This is a genomic window from Acinetobacter sp. X9 (genome assembly GCF_054889255.1).
Genome location: NZ_CM142679.1, coordinates 2,829,053 through 2,846,290, shown reverse-complemented (window position 1 = coordinate 2,846,290; position 17,238 = coordinate 2,829,053). Strand labels below are relative to the sequence as shown.

Annotated in this window: 17 protein-coding genes; 10 read left to right on the top strand and 7 right to left on the bottom strand. The window is 38.2% G+C overall.

Going from position 1 to position 17,238, the window contains the following annotated elements; genetic code table 11:
- The first annotated feature begins 20 nt into the window (after positions 1-20).
- Positions 21-713 (top strand): ABC transporter ATP-binding protein, encoded by a 693-nt coding sequence (locus ACYU0V_RS13590; protein ID WP_101663935.1) that lies wholly within the window; start codon positions 21-23, stop codon positions 711-713.
- 3 nt (positions 714-716) lie between these two features.
- Complete coding sequence (locus ACYU0V_RS13585) at positions 717-3,176, top strand: ABC transporter permease (protein WP_101663934.1); 2,460 nt, start codon at positions 717-719, stop codon at positions 3,174-3,176.
- 1 nt (position 3,177) lies between these two features.
- On the opposite strand, the gene ACYU0V_RS13580 is transcribed toward ACYU0V_RS13585, so the two are convergent.
- Complete coding sequence (locus ACYU0V_RS13580) at positions 3,178-3,987, bottom strand: rhomboid family intramembrane serine protease (protein WP_461847872.1); 810 nt, start codon at positions 3,985-3,987, stop codon at positions 3,178-3,180.
- 76 nt (positions 3,988-4,063) lie between these two features.
- Here ACYU0V_RS13580 and mtgA point away from each other — a divergent pair, with 76 nt between their 5' ends.
- Positions 4,064-4,741, top strand: coding sequence for a monofunctional biosynthetic peptidoglycan transglycosylase (gene mtgA / locus ACYU0V_RS13575; RefSeq protein ID WP_002117784.1), 678 nt, complete (start codon positions 4,064-4,066; stop codon positions 4,739-4,741).
- 105 nt (positions 4,742-4,846) lie between these two features.
- Positions 4,847-6,925 carry a polyphosphate kinase 1 gene (gene ppk1, locus ACYU0V_RS13570; RefSeq protein WP_014206067.1) on the top strand — a complete coding sequence of 693 codons (2,079 nt, stop codon included), beginning with the start codon at positions 4,847-4,849 and terminating at the stop codon, positions 6,923-6,925.
- 58 nt (positions 6,926-6,983) lie between these two features.
- Here ppk1 and ACYU0V_RS13565 read toward each other — a convergent pair whose 3' ends face one another.
- On the bottom strand, positions 6,984-7,112 hold the full coding sequence (locus tag ACYU0V_RS13565; protein WP_227061766.1) for a hypothetical protein: 129 nt from the start codon (positions 7,110-7,112) through the stop codon (positions 6,984-6,986).
- Between the two features lie 57 nt (positions 7,113-7,169).
- Between ACYU0V_RS13565 and ACYU0V_RS13560 the strand changes: the two genes are divergently transcribed.
- Positions 7,170-7,760, top strand: coding sequence for an SPOR domain-containing protein (locus ACYU0V_RS13560; RefSeq protein WP_461849949.1), 591 nt, complete (start codon positions 7,170-7,172; stop codon positions 7,758-7,760).
- A 29-nt stretch (positions 7,761-7,789) separates the two neighbouring features.
- Here the strand turns inward: ACYU0V_RS13560 and oxyR are convergent, their stop codons facing one another.
- From oxyR to rubA, 4 genes are all read right to left on the bottom strand, one after another.
- On the bottom strand, positions 7,790-8,698 hold the full coding sequence (oxyR, locus tag ACYU0V_RS13555) for a LysR family transcriptional regulator OxyR (RefSeq protein ID WP_002117503.1): 909 nt from the start codon (positions 8,696-8,698) through the stop codon (positions 7,790-7,792).
- A gap of 6 nt (positions 8,699-8,704) precedes the next feature.
- Positions 8,705-9,649: an esterase EstB gene (gene estB, locus ACYU0V_RS13550; RefSeq protein ID WP_002117541.1), complete on the bottom strand. Its 945-nt coding sequence runs from the start codon at positions 9,647-9,649 to the stop codon at positions 8,705-8,707.
- A gap of 52 nt (positions 9,650-9,701) precedes the next feature.
- Positions 9,702-10,883 carry a rubredoxin reductase RubB gene (gene rubB, locus ACYU0V_RS13545; protein WP_461847868.1) on the bottom strand — a complete coding sequence of 394 codons (1,182 nt, stop codon included), beginning with the start codon at positions 10,881-10,883 and terminating at the stop codon, positions 9,702-9,704.
- A 94-nt stretch (positions 10,884-10,977) separates the two neighbouring features.
- Positions 10,978-11,142, bottom strand: coding sequence for a rubredoxin RubA (gene rubA, locus ACYU0V_RS13540; RefSeq protein WP_000760495.1), 165 nt, complete (start codon positions 11,140-11,142; stop codon positions 10,978-10,980).
- 446 nt (positions 11,143-11,588) lie between these two features.
- Here rubA and ACYU0V_RS13535 point away from each other — a divergent pair, with 446 nt between their 5' ends.
- Complete coding sequence (locus tag ACYU0V_RS13535; RefSeq protein ID WP_349913211.1) at positions 11,589-12,029, top strand: SRPBCC family protein; 441 nt, start codon at positions 11,589-11,591, stop codon at positions 12,027-12,029.
- 15 nt (positions 12,030-12,044) lie between these two features.
- Here the strand turns inward: ACYU0V_RS13535 and ACYU0V_RS13530 are convergent, their stop codons facing one another.
- Positions 12,045-12,533, bottom strand: coding sequence for a YqiA/YcfP family alpha/beta fold hydrolase (locus tag ACYU0V_RS13530; RefSeq protein WP_017387145.1), 489 nt, complete (start codon positions 12,531-12,533; stop codon positions 12,045-12,047).
- 256 nt (positions 12,534-12,789) lie between these two features.
- Here ACYU0V_RS13530 and lysS point away from each other — a divergent pair, with 256 nt between their 5' ends.
- The 4 genes from lysS (at position 12,790) to cysD (ending at position 17,234) form a co-directional block, all read left to right on the top strand.
- A complete protein-coding gene (gene lysS / locus ACYU0V_RS13525; protein ID WP_461847862.1) occupies positions 12,790-14,319 on the top strand; it encodes a lysine--tRNA ligase in 1,530 nt (509 codons plus the stop codon).
- Between the two features lie 185 nt (positions 14,320-14,504).
- The gene (locus ACYU0V_RS13520) at positions 14,505-15,947 is read left to right on the top strand and encodes a capsule assembly Wzi family protein (RefSeq protein ID WP_461847861.1); all 1,443 of its coding nucleotides are present in this window, start codon (positions 14,505-14,507) and stop codon (positions 15,945-15,947) included.
- 254 nt (positions 15,948-16,201) lie between these two features.
- Positions 16,202-16,333 carry a hypothetical protein gene (locus tag ACYU0V_RS13515; RefSeq protein WP_002117520.1) on the top strand — a complete coding sequence of 44 codons (132 nt, stop codon included), beginning with the start codon at positions 16,202-16,204 and terminating at the stop codon, positions 16,331-16,333.
- Positions 16,326-17,234, top strand: coding sequence for a sulfate adenylyltransferase subunit CysD (gene cysD / locus ACYU0V_RS13510; protein ID WP_000140408.1), 909 nt, complete (start codon positions 16,326-16,328; stop codon positions 17,232-17,234). The genes ACYU0V_RS13515 and cysD overlap by 8 nt, the downstream gene beginning before the upstream one ends.
- The last annotated feature ends 4 nt before the right edge of the window (positions 17,235-17,238 follow it).

Below are 17,238 nucleotides of genomic sequence, written 5' to 3'. Positions count from 1 at the left end.
TACATAGGACTTTTCACATCATGCCACAACCCATCATTGCTGCCCATCAAGTTACACAAACTATTCAGATTAACCAAAATCAGTTTACGATTTTAAAAGATATTGATTTAGAGATTTTTGAAGGGGAACAGGTAGCAATTACGGGACGTTCCGGCTCAGGTAAATCAACCTTACTAGGAATTTTGGCGACTTTAGATCAACCGTCTGAAGGAGAAGTCTGGTTGTGTGGTCAAGCTGTTCATCAGTTAACAGAGGAACAACGTGCCCAAATCAGAATGCAGCATATTGGTTTTGTATTTCAGTCTTTTCAACTTCTGCCTCAGTTGAGTGCGCTTGAAAATGTGATGTTACCTTTACGATTACGTAAAGACTTTGATTATAAAACAGCGGAGAAAAAAGCTTCAGATTGGTTGCATCGAGTAGGGCTCAGTCGTCAAGTTGAACAAACGCCTAAAGTCTTATCTGGTGGCGAGCAGCAGCGTGTAGCCATTGCACGCGCTCTTATTGCAGAACCACAAATTATTTTTGCGGATGAACCGACTGGAAACCTAGATGGTCAGACAGCACAAGAAATTGAAAGCTTACTCTTTGATTTAAATCGAGAGTTAGGTACGACTCTGATTTTAGTCACCCACGATCGTAATTTAGCAACCCTATGTCAGCGTCATGTTGAGTTAGATGATGGCCGACTAAAGACAGTACAGGGTGGTTAAACTATGCGTAATCTTCTCAAACCAATTTTGCTACAGAGTTTTCGTACGGGTGGATTATATCTACTCATTATTGCTCTATCGCTTGCGATTAGCGCAACGACAGCCCTGAAATTTAGTAATGACCAAGTTAAAAATGCAGTCAGTCTGCAAGCTTCACAAATGCTGGGTGCTGATTTAGTTCTGTCGAATAACGAGCCTATCGAACAGCAGTGGAAAAAGAAAGCTGAGCAGCTTGGTTTAAAGCAAACTCATGTCACTATATTTAGCTCGATGGCACATACCCAAGATCAGTTTGTCATGGTGAATGTAAAGGCAATTGAGCCTTTATTTCCACTCAGAGGACAGCTTGAAATTGCGCCAAAAACTCAAGCGATTCAATCTGGTGAAGTTTGGCTAAGTCAAAGAGCAGCCGATTTACTTAAAGTAAAGCTAGGAGATACTGTTTCTATTGCTGATGGTACCTTCCGTTTTAGTGGCGTGATTGTGCGTGATTCAAATCAAGAACTCGGTTTTTCAGGCTTTTCTCCAACCGTTATTATTCATCAAGCCGATATTGCTAAGACTCATGCGATTCAGACAGGGAGCAGAATTGACTATCGTTTATTAATGGCAGGTAGCCCTGAACAGGTTCAGTCATTTTCAAAGCAATTTAAGCAACAGCATCAACCTTCTAAAGATGTAGATGAAACGACTGGCTTGCGTTTACGTGATGCAAGTGAATCGAACAGTAGGTTATTACGTCCGCTTGAAAATTTAGATACCTTTTTGCAATTGGCCAATATTTTAACGATTTTATTGTGTGGTATTGCCATCGCTTTAACGAGTCAAAGATATGTTCAACAAAACCAAGATCACATTGCACTTATTAGATGTTTAGGCGCCAGTAAGTTCCAAATCTTGTGGGCATATATTGGATTGCTTTGTATTGTCAGTGCGATTTCAATTGTGCTGGGAAGCCTATTAGGTTTAATCATGGGGTTTGGTCTGCTGCAACTTATGCTGCAATTGATCCCTCAATTAGAGTTAAGTTTTTCGGTTGTACCTCTTTTAATCGGGCCTTTACCAATTGCGATTTTTACCAGCGTGATTGTGCTGCTTGGTTTTATTTTGCCAAGCATTTGGGAGCTTTTAAATACACCTCCAATTCGTGTTATTCGGGAGCAAGCCAAATCTCGCAAATCTTTATTTTTTATGTTTTTTGCAGGAATCACTAGCCTAGTCGTTTTTAGTTTGGTATTGAGTGAAAACTTAATGCTCAGCATTCTGGTTTTAGCGGCAATTATTGTTCTTTGTATTTTGCTTTACACCGTTGTTTGGCTATTGCTTCGTAGCTTAAAAAAGCTGAAAAATCGATTGTCTTTTTATATTCGTTCGCCATTACAAAGCGCCTTACAAATTACTGCATTGGCTTTAGGCTTAAGCCTCATTACGGTACTCAGTGTATTAAGAACAGATTTATTACAGCGTTGGCAGCAACAACTTCCAGAAGGGACACCGAATCAATTTGTTTATGGATTACCTCCATTTGATTTAAAAGCATTTGAGCAACAATTAAAGCAGAATGGCTGGCAAAGCACGCCGTTATATCCAAATATTCGTGGCCGATTGTTAGCTAAGAATGATGTGCCTTTTTCAGAAGAGGCTATAAAGCAAAACAATTCTTTGCGCCGTGAACTGAATTTGACTCAATCAAATCTACTACCAAATGACAATGTCATTACAAATGGTCAAGCCCAGTTTAATGGCGTAGGGCAAGTTTCAGTCGAAAGTAAAACTGCCGAAAGTTTGGGAATCCAAATTGGAGATAAGCTTACTTTTAGTTTGCCCGAAGGCAACTTACAGGCCAAAGTTGTGAATTTCCGGAGTGTAGAGTGGGAAAGTTTTAGCCCTAACTTTTTCTTTATTTTTTCACCTAAAACCTTAGACGAAAATGCTGGAAGTTATTTAGGTAGTTTCTATGTGCCTAAGCAAGATCAACCAAAAATGATCACTATTATTCAGCAGTTCTCAAATACAGTATTTATTGATGTTGATCGAATATTAGATGAAGTAAAGCGCTTAATGAATGTTCTAGTCAAAATAGTAACTGTTCTAGCGGCATTAGTTGGTTTTTCTGGAATACTCGTTTTAATTGCTTGTCTAAATTTATTAATGGATGAGCGACGCCGTGAAGTTGCTTTGTTACGTTCATTTGGTTTATCTAAAAATAAAATGAAGCAAATGCTCAGTTTTGAGATTGGGTTTTTAGGTCTGTTAGCAGGCATAGTTGCCTGCTGTTTTGCAGAAGTGATTAGTGCGATCGCAAGCTATAAAATGAATATGGCAATACAGTGGCATATTGAAATCTGGCTGATTTTACCTTTTGGCATGATGCTGGTTTGTGCTTTGATTGGTCGTTATCGACTAGGCTATCTCTGTAATTTACCACCTTTACAAAGTTTAAGAGAATTAAACCAATTGTAGTTTAAGGAATAATGTCAGGGTTCTGGATGATGATTTCATGCCAGAGTGGAAGTAACGGTGAATTGATTTGTACACAGTACATATAAAAAACACCCGTAATGATTACTGCGCCTAATAAGCCTAAAATTTTAAGTATAGTTTTTAACTTGCTGACATAGCTTAAGTACCACATCAGTGCAAGGAATGCTCCAATAATCATGCCGCCAATATGCGCGGCATTATTAATACCCGTTGCGACAAAGCCAAAAACAAGGTTGATGGCCATAATCATTAATAATGCTTTTTTATCGAGTATGTAAGCTTGATGAGGCAGCGGGGGAAATAGAGAAAGTACTGTTAACGCAGCACCTAATCCCATCACGGCACCCGAAGCACCTGCACTGACATGAGGAAGTAAACTTTGATCGAAATGTTGCAGTAATTCATGCCCATTTTGAATAGTCATATAGCTACTGAGAAGGCTACCAAATAAGCCAGCAAGTAAATACAGGCTTATAAAATAAAAGCGACCAAATAGTGACTCAGCTACATTACCGAAAATATAGAGGGCCCACATGTTAAGCATGAGGTGAACAAGACCAAAATGAAAAAACATGCTGGTAAATAAGCGTTCGGGCTGCCCAGTAAAAGTAAGTGGTGTAAAATCAGCGCCCCAATGAATAGCATCTTTCATGACTGGGTCGCTAATATCGACACCAGTCGCAATTTGCCAGACAAACAAACTTACATTAATCAAGATCAGTAAGGCGGTCAGCCACCAAGTTTGTACATTGAGTTTACGATTAATGTGCGGAGGCTGATATTGAGTCATGCTATGCTTTTGTTATATATGAACATGCTTAACAGCTTAACATGAAAAAAGTTGAATACAGGAGATCAGGACGAACATGAAAGCTTTTATTGTTCGCGTGTTGTTAATTTTTATTGGGGCAATTCTCCTTATTCAGCTTTGGATTTTCTCAAGTTTAGTTTGGTGGCGTACACATGAAGTCGATACCACCATGTTTATGCGAATTGATTATTGGTCAGATACCTCAGAGCCGATCATTCATGAATGGCTTGACTATGATGATATTAGTGACAATTTTAAACATGCGATTTTAGCTGGGGAAGATGCAAAATTCATCCATCACCATGGTTTTGACTGGGATGGCATTCGTTTTGCACTAGAGCGGAATAATGAAGAAGGCGAAGTGGTTGCTGGTGGTTCTACAGTATCTCAACAACTGGCAAAGAATTTGTTTTTATACAATAAGCGTTCATTTATTCGTAAAGGCCAAGAAACCATAGCCACATGGATGATGGAGCGAATGTGGTCAAAACGCCGAATTCTTGAGGTATATATGAACTCTGTTGAATTTGGCAAAAATCGATATGGTGTAGAAGCAGCCGCGCAATATTATTATGGTAAAAGTGCGAGAAGCTTAACGCGTGAACAAGCTGCTTTTTTAGCCGCATTATTGCCTGATCCGAAATATTATCAAGATCACCGCAACGATCGTAAACTACAATATAGAAAACGCGTTATTCTACGTTATATGAATAGCACCCAGATTCCTGAATAATGATGTTTTAAAGATGTGTAAATTTTTTAGTTTTTACCAAATTGTCATATTTTTGCAGCATACTGTTTTATAGAGATTTTGGCTGGATAGAGAATTGAGTTAGACATGAATACAGCGATTACACCAACGACCCCAACAGAATATAGTTATAATGACCGTTATATAAATCGTGAATTGTCTATTCTTGACTTCCATTTGCGTGTATTGGAGCAAGCGGTAGACCCTTTACATCCATTACTTGAGCGAATGAATTTCTTGCTCATTTTTTCACGTAATCTAGACGAGTTTTTCGAAATTCGTGTTGCAGGGGTGATGGAGCAATTTTCTCTGGGCAATGAGAGTCGTAGCCCTGATGGTTTGACGCCAAGACAAGTCTTACAAAAAATCTCTGAAACTGCTCACGCTGCGATTGAACGTCAATATCGTATTTTAAATGAAGAAATCTTACCTAAATTACGTGAAGAAGATATTTGCTTCCTCCGTCGTGGTGAACTAACGCCAGCACAGTCAGCTTGGATTAAGAAGTATTTTCAAGAACAAGTTGCACCTGTATTAACCCCAATTAGCTTAGATCCAGCGCATCCGTTCCCACGTCTCGTAAACAAGAGCTTAAACTTTATTATTACCTTAGAAGGTAAAGATGCTTTTGGCCGTCAAATTGATTTAGCCGTGGTTCCAGCCCCACGTTCATTACCTCGCGTTGTACGACTGCCAGATGAGTTAACAGGTGGTAAAGAACATCACGTCATGCTATCTGCAATTATTCATGAACATGTGTCCGATTTGTTCCCTGGCATGACAGCAACAGGATGCTATCAATTCCGTGTTACACGTAATGCTGACTTGGCATTAAATGAAGATGTTGAAGATTTAGCAAAAGCTTTAAAAGGTGAATTAAGTTCTCGACGTTTTGGTCGTGCTGTTCGCTTAGAAGTAACTCATAACTGTCCGCAGCATATTTACGAGTACTTATTAGAAGAATTTGATTTAACTGATGAGCAATTATATAAAGTTGATGGTCCTGTAAACTTGGCTCGTCTGGTTTCAAATTTTAAACGCCCTCATTTGCGTTATGACTCACATACCCCGGTTGTACCTAAAGTGTTTAAAAAGACCGAGAGCATTTTCTCTGCAATGCAGAAGCAAGATATTTTGCTTCATCATCCTTTTGAATCTTTCGCTCCCGTGATTCAGCTACTCCGTGAAGCTGCTCGCGATCCACAAGTATTGGCAATCAAGCAGACACTTTACCGTAGTGGTGCTGACTCTGAAATTGTACAGATTTTGGCGGAAGCTGCGCGTAATGGAAAAGAAGTGACCGCGGTTATTGAATTGCGTGCACGTTTTGATGAAGAATCAAATATTGAAGTGGCTAACGTTTTACAAGAAGCGGGGGCTGTGGTTGTTTACGGTATTGTTGGTTATAAAACTCACGCCAAAATGATTATGGTGGTACGCCGTGAAAACAATAAACTTGTGCGTTATGTTCATTTAGGCACTGGTAACTACCATGCAATGAATGCTCGAATTTATACCGATTATGGTCTTATGACGACTGATAAAGATCTGTGTGAAGACGTGCACCGTATCTTTCAAGAGTTGACGGGTATGGGCAAAATGGCGAAATTGAAAAAGCTATTACATGCACCATTTACCTTACATGCTCAGCTCATCAACTTTATTGATGAAGAAATTGCCAATGCTAAGGCGGGGCGTAAAGCTCAAATTATTGTGAAAGTAAATGCCTTAACGGAAGTTCAATTAATCAATAAATTATATGAAGCATCTCAAGCGGGTGTTCAGATTGATCTGATTATTCGTTCTATTTGCTGTTTACGTCCAGGTTTGCCTAACTTATCAGAAAATATTCGTGTACGTTCAATTGTAGGACGTTTCCTTGAGCATACTCGCGTTTATTACTTTAGCAATAATGGTGATGCACGTATTTACTGCTCAAGCGCAGACTGGATGGATCGTAATTTATTTAACCGTGTTGAAGCATGTTTCCCTGTTGAAGATCCTGCATTGAAAAAGCGTATTTATCAACAAGGACTAGTGAACTATTTGCAAGATAACCAGCAAGCTTGGTTGTTACAGTCAGATGGTACTTGGGTGCGTGCTGAGCCAGCAGAGGGTGAAAAATTGCATAATGCTCAAAGGGCACTATTAGAAATTATTAAATAATAAGTTTTAAATTTAATTAAAAAGCCGAGAAAATGTCGGCTTTTTAATTCACTGAAATTCAAAGTAATTTAGTTAGTTTTTCTAAATGGTTGTTGGATAAACGATAATAATTTGAAGCACAGCAAGATGTTTTTAAAATATGTGATTTTTGCCATAAAACATTGAATTTTAAAAATATACAAATCACAAGAAATCTACTTTAATACGCCACATTAAATATATTTAACTTTGGTAAATGAATAAGATGCAATGCTTTATTAGAAGTTTACTTATTAGAATACTTTTGGGGATAATGCCAGTGACTGCATACGCAGATCAGAAGTGTTATGGGGATATTATTGTATTTCAAAGATTTGATGATCAAGCGATATATCCTTATTTTGCGCCAGTTTCCAATGATAAAACTAAAAAGAGTGAGGTAAAGAATAAAACAATAATCATCCAAAAAAGAAAACAAAAGCAAGATGAGTTTTTAGCGCAAAAGAAAAATGAGGAAGTTCACACAAAAAAAGTAGAAGAAAAGAAAAATTCTGAAAATAAAAAACAACTTGATGCTGCGATTGCTAAAGAAATTTTAGAAAATGGTGAAAAAAAGTGGATGGTACAGGTTGCACTAGCAGCTAATCAAAATAAAGCAAATCGGGTTCAATCTCAGCTTGAGGCAAAAGGCTATAAGGTCGTAACTAGTTCAACCACTAAAGGAATACGAGTCATGATAGATCCGGCCAACGACTATGCTATCGCACAAATTATTAGAGAAAAAATTATTGCTGATAATAGTTTGAATATGCAATCTGCTTGGGTGTTTAAGTGGGCATCCCTTACACCTCAATAAAATAAAAAGGAGTCCGAAGACTCCTTTTTTTATTCATGTAGGTTTGTCGTGATTTTCTGCATAATTTGCAGTAACACGTCAAATTCACTTTGTAGCGGCGTACTTTTACGAGTGACTAGCGCTAAAGTGCGACTCGGGGCATCTTCAATTGGTTTTGCAGTAATTTGATCATTAAACTTGATCATACTATTTTCAATTGCAATTTCTGGTAAAAGCGTAAAACCTAAATCAGAAGAAACCATTTCAACTAAAGTTGGTAAAGAGCTTGCTTTTAAACGGTTGTCGTTTTTACGTTCACCGATAGGGCATGCACTTAAAACGTGGTCACGTAAACAGTGGCCTTCTTCAAGCAAAATTAATCTCGATAAATCAAGATCATCTAGTGAGTTTGCTTGCAAAGCATTTGTATCTTGCTTACTACATACAAGGTACAAATTTTCTTTCGAGATTTCAGCGACTTTTAGGCCTCTAGTATCAAACGGTAGAGCAAGAACAATCATGTCTAGATTACCGTGTTCCAGACGCTCTACAATTTTTTCACTTTGAGCTTCATGCAGATGCAACTGAATTTTAGGTAACTGCTGATGCACTTCATCAAGTAACCGTGTCAGGATAAAAGGTGCAATGGTTGGGATAACTCCCAAATGCAAATCACCTGTTAACGGTTCACTCATTTCACGGCTCAAACGCATTAAATCTTGAGCATCTGCTAGTAGTACACGGGCACGAGCAACAACTTGTTCACCCAATGGTGTTAAACGCACATTCTGACGGTCACGCTCTACCAGAACGCCACCTAACAATCGTTCAAGCTCCATGATGCCGCCTGATAACGTCGATTGCGTGACAAAAGAGCGGCGTGCTGCTTCAGTAAAATGCAAAGTTTCCGACAACGTAACTAAATATGATAGCTGTCTTAGTGAGGGTAATGCAGCCATAGTGTCCTAGTATGATGATTTAAAATGATGCGCAAATAAACCGCTAAGCTGAGGAATAAAATGTGCAGGGATATCATGCCCCATTCCATCAATTAATTCAAACTTAGCACCGGAAATTGCTTTTGCTACAGCCTTACCATGACTAGGTGGAAGTAAGCGATCACGAGAGCCATGTAAGACTAACGCAGGTTGCTTAATTTCACGGTCTAGTTGAAGTAAGGAGCCTGTACATAATATTGCTAAAAACTGTTGAAGTACACCAGCAGGATAATAGCTACGTTGATAAAGTTTGCGTGCAGTTTGCATTGCTTCAATCTGGTTGACGTAACCAGGTGAACCAATCAATTGAAATAATTTTAAACTGTGATTAACAATACCATCTTCGTCACGTGACTCAGGTTTGCCAATTAAACTCAAAAGCTGTTTCGGAAAAGGAGGGGGTAAAAAAGGCTGATTATTACTTGTAAACATGAGCCCCAATTTCTCAACCTTTTCAGGATATTTTGCTGCAAGAATTTGAGCGATCATCCCGCCCATTGATGCACCAATGACATGTGTTTTAGTCACGCCTAAGCGGTCAATGAGCATTGATACATCATCTGCCATATCATGCAGAGTATAAGGCGCTCCTTGGTTACTTAACCCCAGCGCAAAGCGACCCATCAATTTAACCGTATTTAACCGTTTACCTTCATGACGTACTTTTGAAGAAAGGCCAATATCACGGTTATCAAAACGAATAACACGAAAACCTTGATCAATGAGTGATTTACAGAAGAAATCTGGCCAGAAAAGCATTTGAGCCCCAAGACCCATAATCAGCAAAATGGTTGGATGTTCCGGTTTTCCACCTACTTCTACATGTAGCTCAATACCATTGCCTAAGTTGACTTTGGTTTCTTGCATGAAAGATGTGTAGGGCGAAATGTTAAACTGTAAGGCACTATTCATGTTATTCATTCCTTAAAGGAATACTCTCAAAAGAGTATTCCTGATTCAAACCTTATGCTTGGGCTGGAATAAGATCTGGAACAAGCTTTGTTAAAGTTAAGCGTTGTTTACCTGCTGTTGCACCTAACAATACGAAACCACGCAATGTTCCTTCATTGTCAATTGCTTTAGCAAGCATACCATCGTCGAACTCTTCTGTTTCCCAGTTCACTTCTACATCTACTGGTGCCGGTAATACTGTAAGTGGAGCTGCAGGAGTTTTTACTGCAACGGGCATAGCAGGGTAGTGTACGGCAGTTTGTTGTCCGCTGAGGGTTTTTGCAAGAGCACGAGCTTGCTGCATAATCGGCATTACATATGGAAGTAGCGTGCCACTTACTTCTGCACAATCGCCAATTGCATAAATGTCGGCTTGATTCGTTTCAAGTAAACTATTGGTAATAATTCCACGGCTTGTTTGAATATCTGCACTTTTAGCAAGTGAAATATTTGGCTGTAAACCAATGGCTGAAAGAACAATGTCTGCTACCAAAGTTTGGCCATTTGCGAGTGTAATCGCATAATCTTCGCCATCATTAATTTTGCTGACTTTCTCAACTGTTGTGCCTAATGCAAATTTAACACCAGCCTCTTCGAGATTTTGCTGGAATGCAGAAGCAATATGACCTGGCAATAAGCGGCCTAATGGTTGAGGTGCCAAATCAATGACAGTAATCTCATATTCACTGTGAAGTAAGTCATTGGCAAATTCACAACCAATCAAACCAGCTCCTAAAATAACAACACGCTTGTCTTTACGTTGAGCTAGATTTTCACGGAAAGCACGGTAATCAATTAGCGAGTTCACTACATGAATGTCATCGCTACCATCGCCTGCAATTGCAAGACGAATTGGGTTAGCACCAACAGCTAAAATTAGTTTTGAATAGGGTTGATTCGAAGTTACCCCGTCTTTCTCAAGAACAAGCTCATGGCGTTCAGTCAAAATTTCTTTTACGAAAGTAAAAGGCTCAATACGCATATTGAGTTGGGTACCCATTTTTGCAGCATCACCTAATGGAATTTGTTCAGGTGCTTTTTTACCTGCAAATGCATTTGATAATGTTGGTTTTGCATAATTCACTGCATCATCCGCACAAATCATCACAAGTTCTTGCTCTGGACTAAGCTTACGAAATTCACGTGCTAAGGTATAACCCGCCATGCCTGATCCGATAATGACGATAGGATGCATTTTTCTCTCCAGAGTTAGAATTATTTATTTAATACGGTGATTGGTAATATTCGTAAAAAAGACCATGTCAATCATGGCCTTTTACTTGAAGTCATTAGATTTCGATCATTTCGAAGTCAGCTTTTGAAACGCCGCAATCAGGGCAAGTCCAGTCATCAGGGATATCTTCCCATTTTGTTCCAGCTGCAATGCCGTCTTGTGGCCAACCTTCTGCTTCATCGTAAATCCATCCACAAACGATACATTGATATTTTTTCATGAGACTCTCCGCACTGATAAGTTTGCTCAAAGCTGCCTTTCAGTAAAACTATTCCATCTATTAATAATGTAACCACGATCCGGTCAATAATAACCAATGTGCCTTTGATCGGATATCAAATTTTTACGCAGTTCTACATTTAATGTAAAGCAAATAACGGAGTTTAATCATTCGTAAGCAAAGATGAATGGCAGGTTAGGACAAATAAGTGGTTTTTTAGGCAAAACTTGAGCATAAACTAATAATAACTAATACATTCTTAACGTTAATTTTAAACTTAATGTTGTTTGTGAAATTATTGAGAAATAAAAAGTGTCTGCTCATTTAAAAGATTTATATAATAAGAAAGCTAAATAACAACAAATAAAGATTCAACAGATGTCATTATTAAACGCGAAAATTAAAATTCGACAGTATAAGAACGGAATAAATCAGGGAACTTAAGTATGGAAAATTTAGTATACGAAGTAGAAATTGAGGCACCTATAGAAAAAGTATGGGAATTACTTTGGAATAACGAGACATATAATGCTTGGACAAAATTTTTTGCTCCAGATTCCTCAATGCGTACCGATTGGCAAATCGGTGGTAAAACTTATTTCCTAGATGGTGAAGGAAATGGCATGGTCTCTACCATTGAAGAATTGAAAAAGCCGGAAATCTTGATTTTTAAACATTTAGGAATGATTAAGGATGGTAAGGAAGATTTAGAAAGTGAAGAAGTTAAAGGTTGGAGTGGTTCCCAAGAAAAATATTTTTTAAACCAACACAATAATGTAACTACTTTAAGAGTTGAATTAGCCACCTTACCTGAATATATGGGTATGTTGAAAAGTGGCTTTGTTCAAGGATTTAACGTAATCAAGAAATTAGCAGAAGAAAAATAGGCAATCTGCATTAATTTAAGCCAAATATTTTTTATAAATTTTCATAATCAAATCATTGATACGAGAAGGGTAGGCCAAACGATGATGTCCGCCTTCAAAGGTTTCAATATTCATGTAGGGAGCAAGTTTTTCTTGAACCTGATACATATCAAGTTGCTCATCTCCTAATTCTAAATAAGCCATTTTAGGATTAGAGAGGGTAAGTTCCTCTTCGGAAAGCTGAGGATAATCAGGTCGAAAACTAGGCGTAAGACTTGGATTTGCCACAATAACAGCTAATTTATGTTGAGCGGCAGTTTTTAAGGCCCAATATCCTCCAAGGCTGTGACCAACCAGTAAATCTGGTTTAATCGTCTGAATAGCTTGGTGATAAAAGTACTCAACAGATGCATAACTTAAATTACGATAATCAACGTCAATACAAAATTTTTCAGGATGTAAAATGGCGTGGAACTTTGTCGATTCACGAGAAGAATCCAAGCCATGTAAAAATAGAATTTTCATTATTTACGACACAATCTCATTGATAAAATACAAGGCAAATAGGGCCTTTGAATATCGAGGTTATTTGGATTTTTTTATATTTTACTAAAAGCTTTAAAAAATGATCTTAGCGATTGGTCTAAGTCATTTTGCCTTTAAAAAGTACTGCTCGTTTCCATAAATTGTCTTTTTTCATTTTTGTTTGCTTGAAATCATTCGAAAAACTCCTGCAATCTGTTAAGCTATGTCACTTCATTTTTACTTAATCGAGGCAGAGATGACGCAACAAAACGCTCAATCGACTTCTGAACCAACTATTTCCGAAAACGATTTAATTGCACAGCGTCATGCCAAATTAAAGCAAATCCAAGATGTTGCGAAGGAAACTGGAAAGAGTCCTTGGCCAAATACTTTTAAGCGTGAACATTATGCTGCTGATCTACAAGAACAATTTAAAGATCAGTCGAAAGAACAAATTGAAAGCGCTGAGCATGTCTATGTAAAAGTGGCTGGCCGTGTCATGTTAAACCGTGGTTCTTTCATGGTGATTCAAGACATGACAGGTCGTATTCAGTTATATGTTGACCGTAAAGGCTTACCAAAAGATATTCTTGAAACTATTAAAGGTTTAGATCTTGGTGACATTATTGCTGCCGAAGGTTATATCGGACGTTCAGGCAAAGGTGACTTATATGTTCATCTTGAAGGTTTTGAACTTCTTACAAAATCGCTTCGTCCGTTACCAGATAAATTTCATGGCTTAAATGACACAGAAGTTAAGTACCGTAAACGTTACCTTGACTTAATTGTGAATGAAGAAACACGTAAGACTTTTGAAATCCGTGCCAAAGTTGTTGCAGGTATTCGAGCATTCTTAAACAATGAACGTTTCATGGAAGTTGAAACGCCAATGATGCATGTGATTCCGGGTGGTGCTTCTGCACGTCCATTCGAAACACATCACAATGCTTTGGATATGCCTTTATTCTTACGTATTGCACCTGAACTTTATTTGAAGCGTTTAGTTGTTGGTGGTTTTGAGCGTGTGTTTGAAATTAACCGTAACTTCCGTAATGAAGGGGTGTCAACACGTCACAACCCTGAATTCACGATGATCGAGTTTTATCAGGCATATGCTGATTATAAAGACTTAATGGCATTAACTGAAAATATGCTTGAAAAGTTGGCTTTGGATATTCTAGGTACAACTGATGTTCCTTACCAAGGTGAAGTGTTTAGCTTCAAAGGACCATTCAAAAAAATCTCTATGTTCGATGCGATCTTAGAGAATAATCCGCAGTTCACGCCTGAAAATGTAGGTGATCGCGAGTTTCTTGCAGAATTTATTCGTGAAGAGTTGAAAGAAGAGGTTAAGCCTGGTTTTGGTTTAGGTAAGCTTCAAACGATCGTATTTGAAGAAACTGTTGAAACTAAACTTCGTCAGCCAACATTTATTACTGATTATCCAGCGGAAACTTCTCCATTGGCGCGTCGTAATGATGACAATCCACACGTTACAGATCGTTTTGAATTCTTCATCGGTGGTCGTGAATTGGCAAATGGTTTCAGCGAGTTAAATGACCCAATCGATCAGGCTGAGCGTTTCCAAGCGCAAGTTGCTGAAAAAGACGCTGGTGATGATGAAGCAATGCATTACGATGCAGAATTTGTTGAAGCATTAGAATATGGTTTACCTCCAACAGCAGGTGAAGGTATCGGTATCGACCGTTTAGTCATGTTATTTGCTGACGCACCAAGTATCCGCGATGTAATTTTATTCCCGCATATGCGCCGTAAAGAAGGTTAATCTTCTAAAATGCAAAAAGGCAGTATTTATACTGCCTTTTTTATTACTTTTTATATCTAGAAATTTACCTAATTATACTAACCTTAAGATAGCGTTAAAAAATGTAATTGCACAGTTTAACAATTGCAAAGTTGTGATAAAAAATTTAAGGTGTTGCTCATAAATAACTTTGAGAATTGGCTGGCATGTTTCTAAGAAAAACACTTTCGATTGCAATATTGGCAACTGCTTCATCCGCTATTTTTGCACAAGGTTTAGTGCTAAATAATGAAGATTTACGCACCGATTTAAACTGGTTAAATCAACAAGGTGTTATTAATATTAGTACTTCAACTTGGCCGTTAAGTGGTGATGAAATTCAAAGAGCACTTTCTCAAGCAAAAGTGTCTCATCCAGCTCAACAAAAAGTTATTAATTCAGTACTTAATGCATTAAAAGCAGATAACAATACAGTTAAAGTGGGTGCTTTTGCTGAATCTGATATTAAAAATATTCCTCAAGCATTCGGTGATAACCAAAAAGCTCAATATCAAGGTTCATTAGAGTTTAATGCTGGCGGTGAAAACTGGGATGCTAAAATCCGAGTAAATGCAGAAAAAGATCCTCAAATTGATAATGGACAAGATGTGAATGTTGAAGGTTCATATGTCGCTGGTAAACTTTGGAATCAATGGGTAGTTGCAGGTCAAATTCCAACATGGTGGGGACCTGGACACGATGGTAGCTTAATTCGTGGTGATGCTAGTCGACCAGTTTATGGGGTAACTGCACAACGTGCTGTGCAAAATGCTTTTGAGACAAAATGGTTGTCTTGGATTGGACCTTGGCAATACCAAGCATTTGCTGGTCAATTAGATGATTATAAAGCAGTACCTGATGCTAAATTATTGGGTCTACGCATAACTGCACAACCATTACCATATTTGGAACTAGGTGCTTCACGTACAATTCAGTGGGGTGGAGACGGACGTTCGGAAAGTTTTAGCTCTTTATGGGATGCTATTAAGGGTAACGATAATGTCTATGGCGATACTGAAAATCCATCAAACCAATTGGCTGGGTTTGATGGGCGCTTATTATTGCAACCTCTTTTAAATATTCCAGTAAGTCTTTATGGTCAATATGTGGGTGAGGATGAGGCCGGTTATTTGCCATCTAAAAAGATGTATTTAGCTGGGGTTGATTATTCGTCAAGCTACAATGATATGCCATATCAACTTTATGCAGAATGGGCAGATACGCGTACTAATGGGGATGTAAAGAGTATCTCTTATACGCATTCGGTTTATAAAGATGGCTATTACCAACATGGTTTCCCATTAGGTCACGCGATAGGTGGTGATGGGCAAATGTATTCGGTGGGTGGCGATATCCGCTTTGATGTTATGAACCGTTTAAGTGGTCGTGCTATGGTGGTTAAAGTTAACCAATCTAACTTGGCAATCAATAAAGCATTCCCTAAAGATGATGAAATTAAAGCACTTGATTTAACGTGGACGCATTTCATCAAACCTGATCTTCCATTAAAAATTAATGGTTGGGTAAGTGATTCAGATCTTGAAGGTAATGATGCTGGTGCGTCTATTGGTATTGAAATTCCATTAGAACGTAAAATGTTTGGTTTCTAAGATTAGATCATGTTTTAGAAAAGAGAAGCGATTAATGCTTCTCTTTTTTTATGGCTTTTAAAGAAAACTAAAGACTAGAACATGATTTGCTTAAGTTGACTACACAAGCTAGGATTACAAAGTTATGCAAGTGAATCAGCATATTACATGTATATGATTAAATCGAATATCAATATGAAAAAACAAGCAAAAGGAATCGGTTTTAAATCACTATAATGCATAACTAATGCTATAAGCCATATAAAGGCTTGTGGTTGGATTATCTATCACGAAAAATTGGAGTTGTTATGGCACTCGTTCCTCCACATGGTCTTCTAGGTGGTGGTTTAATACTACTTCTAGATTTTATGGGCAAAATGGATAGAGAAGGACGTGTTCATGACTGAATCAAGACTCACACATCTCAAGCAACTTGAAGCTGAAAGCATTCATATTATCCGTGAAGTTGCTGCAGAATTCGAAAACCCAGTCATGCTTTACTCAATTGGTAAAGACTCGGCTGTGATGCTTCATCTTGCGTTAAAAGCATTTTATCCAGCTAAACTTCCATTCCCATTATTACATGTAGATACGGGTTGGAAATTTAAAGACATGATCGCGTTTCGCGATAACATGGCAAAAACTCATGGTTTTGACTTAATTGTTCATCAGAACAAAGAAGGCCGTGAAGCTGGGATCAACCCATTTGATCATGGTAGTTCAAAATATACAGATATTATGAAAACCCAAGCTTTAAAACAGGCTTTGGATAAATATCAATTTGATGCTGCTTTTGGTGGTGCACGTCGTGATGAAGAAAAATCACGTGCAAAAGAGCGTGTGTATTCATTCCGCGATAGCAAACACCGTTGGGACCCGAAAAACCAACGCCCTGAACTTTGGAATCTTTACAATGGTAAAGTGAACAAAGGTGAAAGTATTCGTGTATTCCCTTTATCTAACTGGACTGAGTTAGATATCTGGCAATATATTTATTTAGAAAATATTCAAATCGTTCCTCTTTATTTCTCTGCTGTTCGTCCAGTAGTAGAGCGTAGCGGTACGTTAATCATGGTTGATGATGAGCGTATGCGTCTAAAAGAGGGTGAAGTTCCACAGATGAAGTCTGTACGTTTCCGTACGCTTGGCTGTTACCCGTTAACTGGTGCAGTTGAGTCTGAAGCAGATACGTTACCTGAAATTATCCAAGAGATGCTTTTAGCCACGAGTTCTGAGCGTCAGGGTCGTATGATTGACCATGATGAAGCGGGCTCAATGGAAAAGAAAAAGCAAGAAGGCTATTTCTAAGACA